Origin of the sequence: Nostoc sp. (genome assembly GCF_036918245.1) — a bacterium.
In the GTDB taxonomy this organism is placed as follows: Bacteria; Cyanobacteriota; Cyanobacteriia; order Cyanobacteriales; family Nostocaceae; genus Nostoc.
Map to the genome: position 1 here is coordinate 16,538 of NZ_JBALEF010000042.1, position 17,964 is coordinate 34,501.

Sequence of the window (17,964 nt, forward strand, 5' to 3'; positions counted from 1 at the left end):
TTATACCTCTAACGCTTGAAAAAGAGCAAGTTCGGAGAGTTTTTGGCGAATTTTAATCGCTGATAATGTAACCTTTTTTGCCTGCTCAACAGACAGAAAAAGTTGAGCTATCTGATTCTGAGTCTGCAAATCGGGTAACGGGATTTCTAAATTGCGAAGGTCAGCAACCCTGATAGCAGGTAGAGTAGTGGTAGATTGCCTTTCTCTAAAAGATGGCAACCGTTCAAAATATTCTGAGCGCAGCAGCACAGTTAAGTACAAAGGGTTAACTTCGTGAAATTTTGAGCGGAAGAAGACTGTGTTTTGGTTACACACACTTCCTTGCATAGCCACAGTAACCACTGAGGATTTAAGGAGTGTACCTCGAATTGCTATAATTACATCGTTTTCGAGTAGCTGATACCGTTGAATGTCGGGTATAGCAAGTTGAGCTTGACTGTGGACATTTTCTACATATAGGTCTTCAAGATCGCTAACGCTAACGACACGGTAAGTCTCTCCTTGATTGCTCACATAGCGACTAGGGATGATTCCTTGAGAAATTTGACCCAGTTCTTTGAGTGGAATGGATTGGGATGCCATAGCCTAAAGCACAAAAAAAATTAGATATTCACAGCATAGAAAGTTGTGATATAAGCTATCTTATAGCAAATAACCTATGTCCTAAAGATGGAGTCATCCCATGTTATCGAAAAAACCCTTGCTCAAAAGACATAAATCCTCACACAACCAGGATTCTTGGACGTATCGCATGGCTGTCGTCACCTTAGCAATAACCGTTATAGGTTGTGTTACTGGTGCAGTAGTGCTTCAAGTCTGTGGAAAATCTACTCCAGATTTACTCACGACGTTAGCACCCTGCGCGATTGCTGCTTTGGCTGGAATCGTCACACCCTCTGCACCGAATCCTTAAGCAGGAAGTTCCTGGCTGGAAAGATTGGCGTAATTAGCAAATTGTCATACGATAAAACAACCCTGATTCTGGTGATTGCCACAGTCAGGGCTATTGAATTTGATTTTTGATCAATGTAAATGTTCCAATCCCCAGTTCAACTTACTTTGTCTCCATCCAATTTTCACCAACACGCGCCTCTACCAATAACGGCACACTCAACTGCACTGCATTTTCCATCACTGACTTAATTTGCAGTTGTAATTCTTCCCACTCATCAGGGGGAATTTCAAACACTAATTCATCGTGAACTTGCAACAATAAACGCGCTTGATAGTTCTTCAAAATTTCATGCAATCTCACCATTGCAATTTTGATAATATCAGCGTTGGAACCTTGAATTGGTGCATTAGCCGCAGAGCGTAATAAACCTGCATCGAAAGCACCCAAATTTTTCAATTTACTCAGATCGATATCTTCAGGATTACTGCCTTTTAATTTGCGTAAACTATTATTAGTAAAGTCAAAATAACGACGACGACCGAAAATAGTTTCCACATGACCAAGAGCGATCGCTTGTTTTTTTACTCGCTCCAAATATGCAAATACTTTAGGATATCGTTCATTAAACCGCTTAATGAACTCGTTGGCAACGGTCTTATCTATCCCAGTTGAGCGCGAAAACCTTAGAGAACCCATTCCATAAATCACGCCAAAATTGATAGTTTTTGCCATCCCTCGTTCTTCTGATGTGATATTTTCTTTTTCAAATACTAACCGCGCTGTAACAGTGTGAACATCTTCATTTTGCTGATATGCTTGCACTAATATCGGCTCTTGACTCAAATGAGCCAAAATTCGCAATTCAATTTGTGAGTAATCAGCAGCCACCATTAACCAACCAGATTCTGGCAAAAACGCCTTCCGAATTTGGCGACTAAAAGCTGTACGAATGGGAATATTTTGCAAATTCGGATTAGAAGAAGATAACCTACCAGTTGATGTTGCTGCTTGATTAAAATCAGTATGCACTCGCTGGGTATCTGGACGCACTAATGCAGGTAATGCATCAACATAAGTAGACTTTAATTTAGATAGGGTGCGATATTCAACGATCGCTTCAACAAATCCAGTGTTATCATCTTCTTGAAGTCTTTCTAGTGTTGCTGCGTCTGTAGAGTAGCCCGTTTGAATTTTACGAGAATGTCTGGTGCTTAACCCCAATTTTTCAAACAGAATTTGGCTCAATTGCTTAGGAGAACCCAAGTTAAAATTTTCCCCGGCTATTTCAGTTGCTTCTTCTTTTAACCTGGCTAACTCAGTTTCTAAATGCTGCGAAAGTTCCTGTAAATAAGCTGAATTAATCCGAACGCCTGTATATTCCATTTGAGCTAAAACTGCTTCTAGCGGCTGTTCGACTTCCACTAATAGCTTAGATAAAGCTGGAATTTTATCCAGTTCCTCACGCAATTTCGCCACTAAACCAAAGGTAGAATAAGCATCCATCCCGCAGTAATCTGCGACGGCGGGAATATCTATATCAGCGATGGTTTTGCCTTTAGGAACTAAATCTAAGTAACTTTTAGCTATCAATCCCAAATATCTCTGCGACAAATCCATCAAATTATGGCTTGAATCTGGATTTAGAATGTAACTTGCCAGCATGGGATCAAACACCACTCCCGTCAAATTAATTCCTTGACATCTGAGAACTAAGCGGTCAAATTTGGCATTTTGTAGAGCTTTGGGATAATCGGCACTTTCAAGAATTGGACGTAGTGTTTCTAGCACCAAATCTTTATGCAAATTTTCCCCAGTTTTGTGCCCCAAAGGAATATAGGCTACCTTATCTGGTTTCGTTCCCCAGCAGCAACCAATTCCTACTAACTCAGCATCTCTTGGTTCTAAATCGGTGGTTTCAGTGTCCCAAGCAACCGGAATTTCTGGGTTAGTGAATTTTTGCAAAATTTTCACTAACTCAGTTAATTTTGCTTCGGTGTTGATGATGCGTGGTGTAATTGGGGAAGTAGATTGTTGTGGAACTGCTGCTGTATCACTAGCACTGAAAAACCACAAATCATTATCTTCATCAGCGCTGAATTCTGAGTTCGTAAAGTTGGGATTACTTGCGTCTATTTTGGCTTCTTGCTTTTCTTCAACTTTGCCACCAAAACGTTGCTGGAGGTCGTTTATCTTACCTAAAAAAGACTTGAATTCTAATTTTTCTAAAATTGGTGATAAGACGCTTGTATCAAAGCCTTTTAATTTGCAATCTTCTAAATTAAATTCTATAGGAACATCTAAAACTATAGTTGCCAAATAGCGAGACTTCTCGGCATCTTCTTTACCGGCTGCCAGTTTTTTCTGAGTTGCGCCTTTAATTTCATCTAACGCAGCATAAACATTCTCAAGTGAACCATAAGTATTCAGCAGCTGTACTGCTGTTTTTTCCCCAATTCCTTTGACCCCAGGAATATTATCTGATTTATCACCACAAAGAGCTTTGAAATCAACAATTTGTGAAGGCAAAACCCCCATCTTCTCTTTAACTTGTTCTGCTTCAAATTCCGTGATGCTATTTGTAGAGCGCTTTAGGGCATCTGGACTAAAATTCAGAACAGTGATTTCTTTATCAGAGTCGATTAGTTGAAATAAATCGCGATCGCCAGTCAGAATCTTCGCCCTATACCCAGCCGCAGTTACTCGTTGTGTTAAGGTTCCCAAAACATCATCTGCTTCATAACCGGGGGCAGTAAAAAAGGGTAGATTGAAGCCATTCAGCAACTCATGCAGGTTTGCTAAGTCGGGAATGAAGTCTTCTGGCGTTTCCGGGCGATCGGCTTTATAAGTCTCGTCAGCTTCGTGGCGAAAAGTTGCCTCAGCCAAATCAAAAGCGATCGCCATTGCTTGGGGCTGTTGTGTTGCCATTACCTCCAGCAGACACTTGACAAAACCAAAACATATACTGGTAGGAATGCCTGCTTTAGTACGCAGTCCACCATCTCGCCCTTTGGCGAAAGCAAAGTATGAACGATAAGCCAGCGAATGCCCATCTACGAGGATGAAGGTGGGGCGTGTTGCAGTTGCAGAAGTGATTTCAGACATAGCCCTATTTTAGCCAGAAGCTTTGTCACATAGTTAGCAATTTCAGATGCTCGTTTAGCTTGGCTTTGGTGACAATAGCCCAGTTTTTGCGTACCAGTTAACCAATTCTTGCAGTCTTTCACTGGTAATGGCGACATAGACTTTTTGTTCTCAGCTTTAGCCAACTCAGTAGTTACGGGTTCGGGCAACATGAGATCCTATATTGATACTTATGCGAAAGCAGGTATCAAAGTAACTTATGACTACGATGCTAAAGCAGTACCTGAATCCTCTGCCACACTTGGAATTCGTTTAATTGCTGGGCTTTGTCTATTGTCATAACGCAAAAAAAGCTGGATCAAGATGTTTAATTCATAGAGTTTCTTGAATAGGTAGGTTTTTTCCATCCTATCTATCAAGCAGGCTCTCTAATTGAAATGAAAAAACCCGATTCTCCAAAAAATCGGGTTTTTTATTGCCCCTATTAGCCATAATTTTTAAGACTTTTGAAGTAAATCCAAAATCCTAAAAGCAAGTGTATTGCTAGCTGGGGTCAATCTAAAATTATGTGAGTCAACATCCTCACGGTAGTAATCTGTCAAGTTTAAATCGATGGGTAAGCAACTTCGTAGTAAGGACTTTAGTCCTTAATTTTCTAAGCACTTTAGTGCTTACTACAAACTTTTCATTACTAGCTTAGACATTGTAGTAAGGAAATTGGATTGACTAGAGATGCCAATTTTTTCTACAACTCCCCACTGGTCGCTAGAGCCTGTTAACCTCTAACTGGAACTTAAAATCTAGGAAATTATGCAGAAAATATCTACTGACAATCAGGCTGCTGCAAAAGATATTAAACTACTAATTTTGGATATAGATGGCACGATCGCTGGACACTCTAACACCATCAGCAAACCTGTAAAGCAAGCTATTATTGCAGCCCAAGCACGAGGAATTAAAGTGGCGATCGCTACAGGTAGAATGTATTGTTCAGCCTTGCGCTTTCACCAAGACATCGGCTCTACCTTACCATTAATGGCCTATCAGGGAGCCTGGATTCAAGACCCAATCACCCAAAAAATTTATCGCCATTGGGTTGTTTCCAGAGAAATCGCCCACCAGCTACTCGACTATTTTGAACAGCCTGAATTGCGATCGCTTCTATCTGTTCACTTTTACATCAACGATCAACTATACGTCCGTGAGTTAACCAGAGAAACCAAAATTTATGCAGAACGTTCTGGTATTACCCCGATTCCCGTAGGTGATTTGCGTCAAACCTTAACGAACGAACCAACAAAAATTCTTGCTTTGTCTGATGACACTGACGTAATCGATAAGTTATTAGGAAATTTACGCCGCCAATACACACCAGCTGAACTTTATCTGACGACATCTGTTGCTACCTTTTTTGAAGCAACTAACGCCTCTGTAAATAAGGGAACTGCTGTACGTTACCTAGCCGAAGAATTGCTGGGATTACAGTTAGCCAATGTTATGGCGATTGGCGATAACTTCAATGATGTGGAAATGCTGGAGTATGCGGGACTTGGTGTAGCTATGGGCAACGCACCAGCAGGAGTGCAAGCGATCGCTAAGTGGGTAGCTCCTAGCGTAGAGGAAGATGGGGCAGCAGTAGCAATTGAAAAGTTTTTGCTGTAGTGAAGGCATTTTTTCAAATCTAACCCATAGAAATCAGAAAGGACACCGACGACTGGCCGTGTTTCGTCTCGGTGCCCCTGCTGGTTCGCTCCTCACACACCTGCTAATGTATCCGAGGTGGTGCATTGAGTCAATAGCTATATAAAAAGTTTTTATTTTTGCCTAAGCGACATTACCGATTTATAACTCCAAAGGCGCAAAAACCCCCAGATTTTCCTCTAAAACAAATTTTAATACTGACTGAGTAGCCATGAGCAATCCGAGTCTAGCTTGGGTCAGTTCTGGTGACATAATTTTCACCTCACCCCAAATCCGGCAATTAGACCAAAACTTTTCAAAAGCTTGGCTCAAATTCAGCGCTACTTTTTCCCATTTCACAGAACCGCTAACATCAGGACACTCTATGTTGTCTACCACTTGTATTAACTCGCCAATTAGACGACGCTCATCTGGGTGATTTAGCCGTAGTGTTCCGTCGCAATTAAGCCAAGGTAGGGGGTTAGGAAAAATAACATCCCAAAAAGCTGGACTAGTATTTGGAACTGGTTCTCTAAGTTTAATCAATCCCTCTCGATGAGCCAGCAGCACTAGCGAACAGCAGCGTGCATGAGCATATTCAACAGCAAACAATGAATTGGGCACTGGGGATTGGGGATTGGGGAGCCAGTGCGTTGGGCGGCTTTGCCGACTTGTTCGCGTAGCGTCTCCGACAGGAGAAGCAACTGGCGTCATTGGGCATTGGGCATCAATTGTCCCCTCATGTTCCCCACTCCCCTCTCCCCCCCAACTCCCGACTACGAGACTTTGTAACCAAGTCGCTAAGGTTGAGTGAGTTAATTCAAAATTTATCCAACCAGGGGGAACTATTTGGATGCTAAAAACGTCCTCACAAATCCCTGATAAATCTGAAGCGATCGCACTGGCAAGCTCCATCGCTTTTCGATTCTGAGATTTTGATAATCGCAGAGACACACTTGAGGTATAGAAAACTCTATTATCATCTCTACCTTTATGTAGAGGAATCTTTTCGTCTTTTATGCATCTATTTTCTGTTTTATAAGTATCAATGCTTATTGATTTTCTTAAATAACTATATAATAGCTGTTTGATTGACGTATATTTGCTAATTGGTAATTTATAATGCACGTAATATTATTTAAATAGTCATGTAAGATATATTTGTTACATTTCTGTCATCTATCTTGCGGTATAAATTTAATTTAGATGAAGAAAAATGAGAAGAGGATAAAATTTGATGAATAATCGATGAATAGTAAGTAAACTTTACTACCACCATTGTACAGTAGGAAGTATAACAAAAGAGTAGAGAGTAATTTGCTTTCTATTCTTTGGATTGGCTGGCGCTGTTAGGCGTTAAGCCTGCCTCGTCAACACAAAGACACTCCTTGCACCCTTTTATTTACGTCTTTGTCTTCAGCCGAACGCTCTTTGTTACCTATGCAATCTCCATCCTCCTTTTCTGAGGCATCACGGCCTTTTTTGACTTGGCAACGCATTCTTGACTGGGCTCAAGAACACTATCGCTGCCGCACCTTTAGCAAAGATGAGCGCATTCCAGCCCGGCCTGGATTGCTGTATTTGGTGCAAAGGGGTGCGATCCGTATGGTAGGAACCGCCCAAGTTAGTGCTACTGCCAGTCAGCTAACGTCTCGACGAATCAACAGAACCCCAGAAGAAGCGTTCTTAGGTTTCGTGGGAGCGGGACAACCATTTGAAATTGTTGCTCAGTCACCATTCACACTCCAGGCTTACGCCCATGTCGATCAAACTGCGGTGCTGTGGATGTACTGGCATGATTTAGACAATTGGCCTCACTTCCGTCGCGAAGTTATGGATGCCTTTAGGTATCAGCACCAGCGTAAGCTGCTGTGGCTGAGTGCCTTGGGACAACGCCGCACAATTGACCGACTCTTAGGATTTCTCACATTGTTAATTGAGGAATATGGAGAGCCAGCAATGAGCGACACTGATCCTGATGTGATTCGCGGTTATTGTCTGCCCTTCCCCCTCACTCATGCCCAAATTGGTAGCGCGATTGGTTCGACTCGTGTCACCGTCACCCGCTTGATGGGTAAGCTGCGTCAACGTGGTTTAATCCTGACTCAAGGGGATAATCTCATTTGCTTGCCAGCAGAGTCGATTAATAGAGCTGGTTAAGGTACAGTTCAGAGCGGCGATTTCCGCCACTCTGTCTTGAGTGCGATGGGCTAGACCCCGCCGGAAGCGATCGCTCTTGTCAGCGAATTTTGACAAATCCCGCTTGGGTAATCAGTTCCTGTCCCTGCTCAGTCAGCAGTAAGTTGGCGTAAGCGACACCTGCTTGCTGCTCAGTCTGACCATTCTGTTTGACAACCACAAACAGATTACGGGTAATCGGGTATTTTCCTGATTGGAATGCCTCAATGTTCAACTTGTTCCGTTTACCAGGACATTCAGACGGGAGGACAGAAGGTTCTTGGTATGGAGCAATATATTGTCCTTGCGTGCGCCCCAATGGCAAGGCTTTGATTGAGCATTGAGGAATCACCTCTGGGGCAGAAGCGTAGTAGATGCTACCAGGACTATCAGCCAATTTTTGCAAGGCTTGGGTGGTTGTGGAGATAAATTCTACATTGGAGCTGAAAGCTTGACCACCCAAGATGTCTTGGACAAAAAGTTCGACAGTACCGCCATCAGCAATGCGGCGGGAATAGGGCTTGATCGGGATATTGGAACCGCCTACCTGGTTCCAATTATTGATTTTGCCTGTATAAATTGACTTTAACTGTTCTACCGTTAGTCCAGGGATATTCAGGTTGGGATTAACTGCAACTGCTAAACCATCAATTGCCACAGGAATTTGTTTTAAACTGAACCCACGCTGCTGGGCACGGCTTAATTCTTGATCTAGAACTGGTCGGGAGGACTGGGCAAAGGCTAGTTGACCGTCTATCAAGGACTGAATGCCAGTACCAGAACCAGGCGATGCATTGCTGGGTTCTACATAGCGCAGCCGTAACTCTGGCCGCACGGCTTGAATTGCTGGATCGACTACTAGTCGAATCGGTGCCCAAGATGTACTGCCTCCGTAATTGAATAATCCTGTAGGAACATCCTTTACTGAAGTGAAAGTATTGCCACTAGGTTGTTCCGATCCGGTTTGGGGCGTTTTGGTGTTACCAGAATTAATTGTATTTAGATCGACACCAGATTTTCTAGTAAACCACCAAAAACCGCCAGCTATTAGCCCGACGGTGATTAGGATGGATAATACAAGAATAGTTGTTTCATTTTTTTGGGACATAGTATAATTACCCGCGCGTCCATTCAATATAAGTGCTTGACTTGATAAGTGCTTGCTACTTGAGATTGTATTTGGAGGACGGGTGTTTTATTAAAAATGCAGACAAATCCTCACTTGTGACTACTTTAGAAACCAAGGTATAATAAATTTCCCCTGGATTATTCGTCTGTTTTCTCAAGGCTTGAGTGTTGGTGAGGATAAGTTGTTAGTTGATATTAAGATTTTTCCCGATAAAGCTCAATTTCTCATCTTGAGGGTTTTTCCAGGTTAACGATTAGTTAATTTTTAATTTTTTATTGCTGATTAACGCACTGGTTCAAAGTCATAACCGGTGCGAGAGCGAGAACCAGGAACAATTTTTACAAGTTGGACTGGCGCATTGCGATCGCCTGATGCTAAAAATCGAATTGTACCAGAAGCGCCAGTGGCAGAAAAGTCAGAGGACAAGAGTGCTTGTTGGACTCCATCTCGCGTGGGATTGCGTTCTAATGCCGCAATTAGAGCGACAGTGGCATCATAGCTGAGGGCACTTCGCCAACTCACATCAGCGCCCCATAATTGCCGCGATTTTTGGGGAAAATCTGACTTCGGATCGCTATCAATATGCCAGGGAACTGCTAATACCATCCCCACAGCTTGTTCTCTGCCAATTTCCAAAGTTTTAGCAGTGTAAACATCATCTCCCCCCAGCAGAGTTAACTGTTTCTGGTTAATTTGAACTACTTGCAGCGCTTTATCCAAAGTTTCAGTATTAGCAGCTAACATCAACACTTCTGCACCTTGCTTCGTTGCTTGTTGTACGCTTTTAGCCGCACTAAAATCCGCCCTGGATAAGTCAAATTCGCTGGCTACTTGTCCACCCTCTAAGGAAACGGATGAGACAAACTCTGACTTTAAAGACTGGCTATAGTTACTCTGAGAATTAAAGAAAACTACTGCATTTTTTTTCTGCAAGGTTCTCACCATGTAGTTGGCTAAAGTTCTCGCAGCCATAAAATCACTAGGAACCGTGCGAAAAATATAACGGCTAAAGTTAGAAATTTTGACAGATGTACTAGTCGGAGATATAGCTACAAGTTGTCCAGAAGTATAGATAGTACCTGCGGCTAAGGTGGAATCGCTAGTATTCGGCCCAACTACACCTAATACTTCGGAATTGCTGACTAGGCCAGAAGCGATTTGCTTGGCTATTTCTGGATTGTCGTCATCGCTAGCTATCCCTACCCTCAACCGTACTCCCTTTACTCCTCCAGAGCTATTAACTTGATTTTGGGCTTGGGCTATCCCACGTAAAATTTCTAAAGAAGTATTGGGGTCAGTGCCGAATGGTACAGAAGCCACGATGGTATAGCTTTTGGAAGAACCGATGCGGGCATTGTTAAGAAAAATTAACGTTTCTGGATCGTTTCGGTTGAGTTTTAGAGCAGCTGTAAAATTGGCGATGGCTCGCTCGTAACTTTTAGCAGCGATCGCCTGTACCCCTTCTTTTTTTACAGGAGAAATGTCGCCCGGAGTAAAAGATTTTTCTCCAAAACTAATACGGTCTTGTAAAGATGAATTGTTGCCTGGTTCTTGATTTGGAATGATGTTATTACCAATTTTGACCCCATTGTTACTAAACCACCAAAAACCACCGCCAACTATACCAACTGTCAGCAGCAGAGCCAAAGCTAAAATTGTGGTTTCATTCTTTTGTGACATAAATAAATTTTAATAAAGTAAAAAGATTTATTATAAAGAATTCAGAATTCACGAGTCAGTATAAATTCTGTACGACTGGGTAGTGAATATTGGTTTAAAACCGTACTTCGTCTAGCTACACGCTTTCGTCCTTGGTGGACGAAACTATTATTAAATATACATTCCGTTTAATTGCGCCCACCGTTCCCAAAGAAACCATAGACAACCAAAGATTAAACCAATAGTGATGACAACGGCTAAAAAAAGACTTAATGTTTCATTTTTCTGAAACATTTATGTAGCTGTTAGCACCAGAATTTTTTTAAAGTAAGAGAGATAATAATTTATAAATAAGTCGAAATACAGCAGTTAGTGAAATAGCTACTAAGCCTGCTCCAACTGCTAAAATCACCACTAACAGAATGTCTTCACCTCCCCGTAAAAAAGGGACAAAAAAAATAATTGCAAAAGTAATTGTGGGAATAACTAATAAATCGAACTTTTCAATCCACCGCCTGGTTTGGGCAAAAATTAGTATACCTAAAATTACAGATGCAACACTGAAAGTAACTATTGGTGATTTTACTAGACTTAACAGGGCGATCGCGATCAATGCACCTTCAAATCCACTAAATGCCGCCCCACCCAATAATTCCAATGTAGAAAACGCTGGCTGAGTTGGTGTACGGCGGGGGACGACAGGCGTGGAACCTTTGGGTAGTTGTGGCGGGAGGGTTGCAGAGGGCGAATTAAATTGTGTAGGGGCTTGAACTGCCTGTGAGTTAAGTGCGCGTAGAACCTCCTGGGCTGACTGGAAGCGTTGATTAGCAGCAGGTAGCAGCATCTTGTCTAAAATGTCAGCAAGGCGAGGATTGATACTTACTTGGGTTCGCCATTTCCACTGGTTATTATAGACATCAAATAGTTGAATTGCTTCCTGATTTGTTAACAAGGTAATAAGAGTTACAGCTAAAGCGTATAAATCTGTAGATGGAAATACTTGCCCTCCAGCCATCTGTTCGGGCGGTGCAAATCCCATAGAATAAATCCCTGTGGAAGAAGCCGCAGAACCCGGTGCAGCATTTGTTACTTGCTTGACTGCGCCAAAATCTAGTAAGAAAAGTTTACCATCACGACGACGCATGATGTTAGAAGGTTTGATGTCTCTGTGGATAATGCCTCTGTCATGGACAAACTCTAGTACCTTTAGAATTTCTTGGAGCACCTCTAACACTTGCTGTTCAGAAAATTTGCCTTGTTGAGCTAATTCTTCTTCTAGGTTTTGCCCATCAATGTATTCTTGCACCAAGTAAAAAAATTGGTCTTGCTCACCTGGTTGCAGGCTATTAACTATCACTGGGAAGAAGGCAAATAAGTCAGGAATTTGCTCGTGATCGTTACCAAGCTGTGCTAAAACTTCTGCTTCTCTTTCAAACATTAACTGCGCTTGTTGCAGTTGAGTTAAGGTTAAATTTCCTGATGGTTGAAACTGCTTAACCACGCATTGACGCATTCCTGGTATTCGGCGATCGCGTGCCAAAAATGCGGCTCCAAATCCGCCCCTTCCTAGCAGTTTTGTTGGCACGTATCGACCATCTAGCATCAATGGCATACCACAGGTAGTGCAATATTTTTGCTGGGTTGTTTTCAGTGTCGTAACATCATCTAAATCGGCAAAATAGTTTTGTGGGCGTGGACAACGTGGACGAGTGCAGTAAACTTCCATTTTCGTGATTAGTCAAAATAATTCGCAATTGATAATACTCGCCTTCTCTACAAGATGCTACGCGAATGGCAAGAAGCAAGCTACGTAATTCGTAATTAGTTCCGGTTACAGAGTAACTAAATTTGTCAATGAGGAACAGGAAACTTTTTTCCCGATATCAAACCCTTGGCTTGCCTACAGCACCCTGCACGAACACAATGGGTTAATAATTACGAATTAAGTTAGCGACAGAGGAGCGTCATTACGAATTATTTGGTCATTTACAAAAAACAAAGGACAAATGACAAGGGACTAATAACCTGATTTTAGTCTTCGCCAGATGAGGTGGGTGTTGCTACCTCCAATGTAGTTAACACTAGACTTTTTTGTGTTAATTTTAACACATCTTTATTCCATCCTGGGTTAGCAAACTGGGGCAAAATTTCTTGACTAAAGGCTTCTGCGGCCTTGGATCTATAGCGATTGGGATTACAAATCAGCCACAGCGTCCGCTTGACTACAACACCTTCAATGGGAGTACGGTGCAAAACGCCCATTTGTAACTCTTTAGCGATCGCACTAGTTGAAACAAAGGCAGCCCCTAAACCAGATTGCACAGCATTTTTAATCGCTTCAATGGAATTCAATTCCATTTCAACTTTAAAACGTCTGGTATCGATTTCACAGCGTGCTAGCACTTGGTCAATTACTTTGCGGATAGTCGATTGGGAATCTAGAGCAATGAATTGTAATTTATATAGGTCTTCTTTCTGAATTTTTTCAAGTTTGGTAAAAGGATGAAAGACAGGTATAATCAGCGCTAGCTCGTCCTCAGCGTAAGGAATCACGTCTAAAGATTCTGACAGTTCACCAGGAATTTCACCACCGATAATCGCCAGATCGACTTGTCCATTAGCGACACTCCAAGCAGTTCGCCGGGTAGAGTGGACGTGTAATTGCACTGCCACATCTGGATATTTTTGTCGGAACATACCGATCATTCTGGGTAAAAGATAAGTGCCGGTGGTTTGAGAAGCACCGACAATTAAAGTACCACCTTGGAGATTTTGTAAATCCTCAATGGCGCGGCAGGTTTCCTGACAGAGACTGAGTATTTTTTCACCGTAGTTTAAGAGTAGATGCCCGGCTTCGGTTAATTGGGCGCGTCGTCCTCCACGATCGAATAAGGGAACATCGAGTTGCCGTTCGAGATTTTGGACTTGCAAACTGACGGCAGGCTGGGAGACGTAAAGACTATCAGCGGCACGCTTGAAGCTTCCTTCTTGGGCGATCGCTTTCAGGATACGTAACTGATCTAAAGTGAAAGGAAGGTCAGACATAAGGCTCAACCCACAAACTTTTAAAGGAGCAGATGCACGTAATAAATCCGGTTTGGCAGCAATCAGCCGGACATGATTTGTTGGCATATTAAACTTGAAGGCTTGACTCGAAAAAGACAGTAGCACAACATCTTGACTAAAGTCCCCTTTTGAATACTTTGTGGTATTGGTTGTACTGAATTCAGTTTTCTTTAAATTACTTCACCTGTGTATATGCTGCTGATTTCTTGGTTGACACCCAGTCATTTTGTCATACTGGGGTTACAAATAGTTTTTGCGATCGCTCACAGTGGAGGCGCTGCTTTACGCCCTTGGGCAGAAAAATACATTGGCCCAAGGTTTTATCGCATTCTCTTTGCATTAGTCAGCCTACCGTTGGCTGTGATATTAATTATTTACTTTTTTGGGCACCGCTATGATGGTTTGCAAATTTGGCAGGTACAAGGAGTGCCAGGAGTGCGAGAATTTGTTTGGCTGCTGTCAGCAATCTCGTTTTTGTTTTTATATCCTGCTACCTTCAATCTACTAGAAATTGCTGCTATTCAAAAGCCCCAAGTTTATCTCTACGAAACAGGAATTATTCGGATTACCCGTCATCCCCAGATGGTAGGACAAATAATTTGGTGTATTGCCCATACTCTCTGGCTGGGTACTACCTTTACCCTTGTGACTTCCATTGGATTGATATTGCATCACTTGTTTGGGGTTTGGCATGGGGATCGCCGCCTGAGCGATCGTTATGGGGAAGCTTTTGAAATTGCCAGACAGCGGACTTCAATTATTCCCTTTAAAGCAATTATTGACGGCCGTCAATCTCTCAGATGGCGGGAATTTCTCCGCCCTGCCTATTTGGGAGTTGCCATTTTTATAGCTTTGCTTTGGTGGTCGCACCCTCTGTTACTGGAAGCAACTAGTAGCATAGGATGGTAATCTTAGACGATCCCTAGTGTCAGCAGAAAATCCGAAATAGATGGAAATTTCAGCTTATCAATTGCTCCAAATCAATGTAGGATAAATTCAAACATCTATCAGTGGGGGGTGCGTTCAATCAGCTTGAGATTTTATATTGGTAGTCGTTGGTCAGTTGCTTTTCCTTGAAAGAAAGTGGCAGATTCAGTCAAATCCCCAGGCGGTCACGGCAATCAGGAGTTTAACATCCAAAAAAGCCAACGCGACTTCTAAGGTCGTTTTTCAGTTAGAGACAGATTAACGCGCTCAATTTTTGCTAATGATTCTCTGTCCTGAATGCATCTATCGGCAGTTACTGACTTGCCAATCCTCCACTGAAGCAGTAGCTGAGTCCTGAGTCCTGAGTAAAAGCAAGCAACTTAGTATTCATTAGCTTGGCAATTAGTCCCAATCCCCGCTTTACTCTAAAAGAAAAAGAAACGAGTTCCTCATTCAATCCGCTAACTTTAGTTATGGACTTCTACTCAGCAACCAGAACTCGGAACTCAGCACTACTCAATTCAGTACTGATAGCTAGTTTGATATAAAAACCTTATAATCCAAGAGGCGTCATGGTGTTGTCGGTTAGTGAGCGGACATTTACTCAAGAAGTTTTAGAATCTCCTATTCCTGTTTTAGTTAACTTTGAAGCACCTTGGTGTGGCTTGTGTCGACTTATCCACCCACTATTGTTGCAATTTCAAGCCCAGTGCGGGGATGAAATGAAATTAGTCGGGGTTAATGCCGATCAAAATTTTAAATTGTCTACTACCTATAGGCTAAAATCACTACCCACTTTACTATTGATTGAAAATGGCAGTATTCGCCATCGCTTGGAATGCTTTCGCGGCAGAGAAGATTTACGTCTAGCTTTAGAAGAGATTAAAGCCAGCTACAGCAATTACCCCAAAATCTACAAAAGTTCCAAAACAGTGGACTTAGAGTATCGGTCAGCTTGATGGATATTGGGCATTGGGGAGCCAGCGCCGTGGGCGGGTTTCCCGATTTGAGGCGACTGGCGTCATTAGGCATGGGGCAAATGACTAATGACAAATGACCAATGATTAATGACCAAATCTAAAACCATGCTTAATACCCCACCCAATCAGCCTTGGGTGGGTTATTTTATCCTAAAGGGTGTGTGTCACAATTATTAACAGTTTCGACACCCTAATCAAGAATTCTAAAAGTAGGCGTCAGTGATGGAAGTAATCTATCAGTATGCCTGGCTGATTCCGGTGTTCCCTCTTTTTGGGGCGATGCTGGTCGGTCTAGGGTTAATCTCGTTGAATCAGGTGACAAACCGCCTACGGCAGCTTAACGCTGTGGTGATTATCTCCATGATGGCAGCAGCTATGGGGCTGTCGTTTGCCTTGTTATGGAGTCAAATTCAAGGACACGCGCCTTATCTGTGCACCTTTGAGTGGGCGGCAGCAGGTAATTTTCACCTGAGCATGGGCTACACTATTGACCACCTGACAGCCCTAATGCTGGTGATTGTCACAACGGTAGCCTGCTTAGTCATGGTTTACACCGATGGCTACATGGCTCACGATCCCGGTTACGTGAGGTTTTACGCCTATCTCAGTTTGTTTGGCTCCTCAATGTTAGGCCTGGTGGTCAGCCCCAACCTAGTACAGATTTATATATTCTGGGAACTTGTGGGGATGTGTTCTTACTTGCTGGTCGGCTTTTGGTACGATCGCAAGTCAGCAGCCGATGCCGCTCAAAAAGCATTTGTTACCAACCGCGTGGGCGACTTTGGTCTACTGCTGGGAATTCTGGGGCTATTTTGGGCAACAGGAAGCTTTGATTTTAATATCATGGGCGATCGCCTCGCCCAACTTGTCGAATCAGGTTCTATCAGTAATTTTCTCGCTGTCCTGTTTGCGATTTTAGTTTTCTTAGGGCCAGTGGCGAAATCAGCCCAATTCCCCCTCCATGTCTGGCTACCAGATGCGATGGAAGGCCCCACCCCCATTTCTGCCTTGATTCACGCAGCAACGATGGTGGCGGCGGGTGTTTTCCTGATTGCCCGGATGTACCCAGTATTTGAAGACGTTCCAGCCGCAATGAATGTCATTGCCTTTACTGGGGCGTTTACGGCGTTTTTGGGGGCAACCATTGCCATTACCCAAAACGACATCAAAAAGGGCTTGGCTTACTCCACCATTTCCCAACTCGGTTACATGGTGATGGCAATGGGAATAGGTTCCTACAGTGCGGGACTATTCCACCTGATGACCCATGCCTATTTCAAGGCGATGCTGTTCTTGGGTTCAGGTTCAGTAATTCACGGTATGGAAGGTGTTGTTGGACACGACCCTGCCTTAGCTCAAGATATGCGGCTGATGGGTGGACTGCGAAAGTATATGCCTGTCACAGCAACTACCTTTTTGATTGGTTGCTTGGCAATTTCTGGCATTCCGCCCTTTGCTGGCTTCTGGTCAAAAGATGAAATTCTAGGGAAGGCTTTTGAGGCTAATCCACTCCTCTGGTTCATCGGCTGGCTAACTGCCGGGATTACTGCTTTCTATATGTTTAGAATGTATTTCTCGACATTTGAAGGCAAATTCCGGGGTACTGACGAGAAAATCAAGGAAAAACTCAAGAAGGCGGCGACAATTGTTCTGGAGTTAGAGTCAGAAGAACTAGCCCCGAATTTTGGCCCTGGGGCAATGAAGAAAGGAGAATTGGCTGCCACTGGTGAACACCATGACTCCCATGACTCTCATGACTCCCACGGACATCACAGCGACTCCCCTCACGAATCGCCGTGGACAATGACTCTGCCGTTAGTATTTTTGGCTGTGCCTTCGATTTTCATTGGTTTGGTGGGAACTCCCTACGCCAATTATTTTGAAGAGTTTATCTTTCCTCCTAGTGAAACTCTCACCGAAGTTCTAGAAAAGGCTTCCGAGTTCAATCCGACGGAATTCTACATTATGGCGGGTGCCTCAGTGGGAATTTCCTTGGTTGCGATTACCTTAGCTTCGCTGATGTATTTGCGCCGTAAAATTGACCCGGCTGCGATCGCTGCTAAAATCCAACCACTTTACGAGTTATCCCTCAACAAGTGGTACTTTGATGACATTTACCATCGGGTTTTTGTCCTCGGCTTGCGTCGCCTAGCTAGACAAGTTATGGAAGTTGACTTCCGCGTTGTAGATGGTGCTGTTAACCTCACAGGCTTTTTCACCCTTGTCAGTGGTGAAGGTCTGAAGTACCTAGAAAACGGTCGCGCTCAATTCTATGCCTTGATTGTGTTTGGGGCTGTTTTGGGCTTAGTGATTGTTTTTGGTGTTACCTGATTTTTATAGGGGTGGGCAAATGTCCGCCCCTATCTCTT

At 43.1% G+C, this 17,964-nt stretch carries 15 protein-coding genes; 7 read left to right on the plus strand and 8 right to left on the minus strand.

Annotation, left to right across the window (positions count from 1 at the left end; translation table 11 throughout):
- A complete protein-coding gene (locus tag V7L12_RS09550) occupies positions 1–582 on the minus strand; it encodes a restriction endonuclease subunit S (protein WP_335084103.1) in 582 nt (193 codons plus the stop codon).
- 100 nt (positions 583–682) lie between these two features.
- On the opposite strand from V7L12_RS09550, the gene V7L12_RS09555 reads away from it, so the two are divergent.
- Positions 683–913 (plus strand): hypothetical protein, encoded by a 231-nt coding sequence (locus V7L12_RS09555; protein WP_335084104.1) that lies wholly within the window; start codon positions 683–685, stop codon positions 911–913.
- A gap of 141 nt (positions 914–1,054) precedes the next feature.
- Here the strand turns inward: V7L12_RS09555 and polA are convergent, their stop codons facing one another.
- Both polA and V7L12_RS09565 read right to left on the minus strand, forming a co-directional pair.
- Positions 1,055–3,997, minus strand: a complete 2,943-nt coding sequence (gene polA / locus V7L12_RS09560) for a DNA polymerase I (RefSeq protein ID WP_335084105.1) — start codon at positions 3,995–3,997, stop codon at positions 1,055–1,057.
- The gene (locus tag V7L12_RS09565) at positions 3,946–4,188 is read right to left on the minus strand and encodes a hypothetical protein (protein ID WP_335084157.1); all 243 of its coding nucleotides are present in this window, start codon (positions 4,186–4,188) and stop codon (positions 3,946–3,948) included. Before V7L12_RS09565 ends, polA begins: the two co-directional genes overlap by 52 nt.
- On the opposite strand from V7L12_RS09565, the gene V7L12_RS09570 reads away from it, so the two are divergent.
- Both V7L12_RS09570 and V7L12_RS09575 read left to right on the plus strand, forming a co-directional pair.
- Complete coding sequence (locus V7L12_RS09570) at positions 4,142–4,318, plus strand: choice-of-anchor E domain-containing protein (protein ID WP_335084154.1); 177 nt, start codon at positions 4,142–4,144, stop codon at positions 4,316–4,318. The two genes, V7L12_RS09565 and V7L12_RS09570, sit on opposite strands and share 47 nt — an antisense overlap.
- Positions 4,319–4,786: 468 nt before the next feature.
- Entirely contained in the window at positions 4,787–5,638 is an 852-nt protein-coding gene (locus V7L12_RS09575; RefSeq protein WP_335084106.1) for a Cof-type HAD-IIB family hydrolase, read from the plus strand.
- Positions 5,639–5,818: 180 nt separating this feature from the next.
- Here V7L12_RS09575 and V7L12_RS09580 read toward each other — a convergent pair whose 3' ends face one another.
- Positions 5,819–6,784: a DALR anticodon-binding domain-containing protein gene (locus V7L12_RS09580; protein WP_335084107.1), complete on the minus strand. Its 966-nt coding sequence runs from the start codon at positions 6,782–6,784 to the stop codon at positions 5,819–5,821.
- A 312-nt stretch (positions 6,785–7,096) separates the two neighbouring features.
- Between V7L12_RS09580 and V7L12_RS09585 the strand changes: the two genes are divergently transcribed.
- Positions 7,097–7,816: a Crp/Fnr family transcriptional regulator gene (locus tag V7L12_RS09585; protein ID WP_012412419.1), complete on the plus strand. Its 720-nt coding sequence runs from the start codon at positions 7,097–7,099 to the stop codon at positions 7,814–7,816.
- Positions 7,817–7,895: 79 nt separating this feature from the next.
- Here the strand turns inward: V7L12_RS09585 and V7L12_RS09590 are convergent, their stop codons facing one another.
- The 4 genes from V7L12_RS09590 to V7L12_RS09605 form a co-directional block, all read right to left on the minus strand.
- Positions 7,896–8,942, minus strand: coding sequence for a PstS family phosphate ABC transporter substrate-binding protein (locus tag V7L12_RS09590; RefSeq protein ID WP_335084108.1), 1,047 nt, complete (start codon positions 8,940–8,942; stop codon positions 7,896–7,898).
- A 303-nt stretch (positions 8,943–9,245) separates the two neighbouring features.
- Positions 9,246–10,643 (minus strand): ABC transporter substrate-binding protein, encoded by a 1,398-nt coding sequence (locus V7L12_RS09595; RefSeq protein ID WP_335084109.1) that lies wholly within the window; start codon positions 10,641–10,643, stop codon positions 9,246–9,248.
- Positions 10,644–10,944: 301 nt separating this feature from the next.
- The gene (locus V7L12_RS09600; RefSeq protein WP_335084110.1) at positions 10,945–12,348 is read right to left on the minus strand and encodes a serine/threonine-protein kinase; all 1,404 of its coding nucleotides are present in this window, start codon (positions 12,346–12,348) and stop codon (positions 10,945–10,947) included.
- A 305-nt stretch (positions 12,349–12,653) separates the two neighbouring features.
- Positions 12,654–13,667, minus strand: coding sequence for a LysR family transcriptional regulator (locus tag V7L12_RS09605; RefSeq protein WP_335084155.1), 1,014 nt, complete (start codon positions 13,665–13,667; stop codon positions 12,654–12,656).
- A 213-nt stretch (positions 13,668–13,880) separates the two neighbouring features.
- Between V7L12_RS09605 and V7L12_RS09610 the strand changes: the two genes are divergently transcribed.
- The 3 genes from V7L12_RS09610 (at position 13,881) to V7L12_RS09620 (ending at position 17,926) form a co-directional block, all read left to right on the plus strand.
- Complete coding sequence (locus V7L12_RS09610) at positions 13,881–14,597, plus strand: NnrU family protein (protein ID WP_335084111.1); 717 nt, start codon at positions 13,881–13,883, stop codon at positions 14,595–14,597.
- Positions 14,598–15,187: 590 nt separating this feature from the next.
- A complete protein-coding gene (locus V7L12_RS09615) occupies positions 15,188–15,574 on the plus strand; it encodes a thioredoxin family protein (protein ID WP_335084112.1) in 387 nt (128 codons plus the stop codon).
- A gap of 243 nt (positions 15,575–15,817) precedes the next feature.
- Positions 15,818–17,926, plus strand: coding sequence for an NAD(P)H-quinone oxidoreductase subunit 5 (locus tag V7L12_RS09620; RefSeq protein WP_335084156.1), 2,109 nt, complete (start codon positions 15,818–15,820; stop codon positions 17,924–17,926).
- The last annotated feature ends 38 nt before the right edge of the window (positions 17,927–17,964 follow it).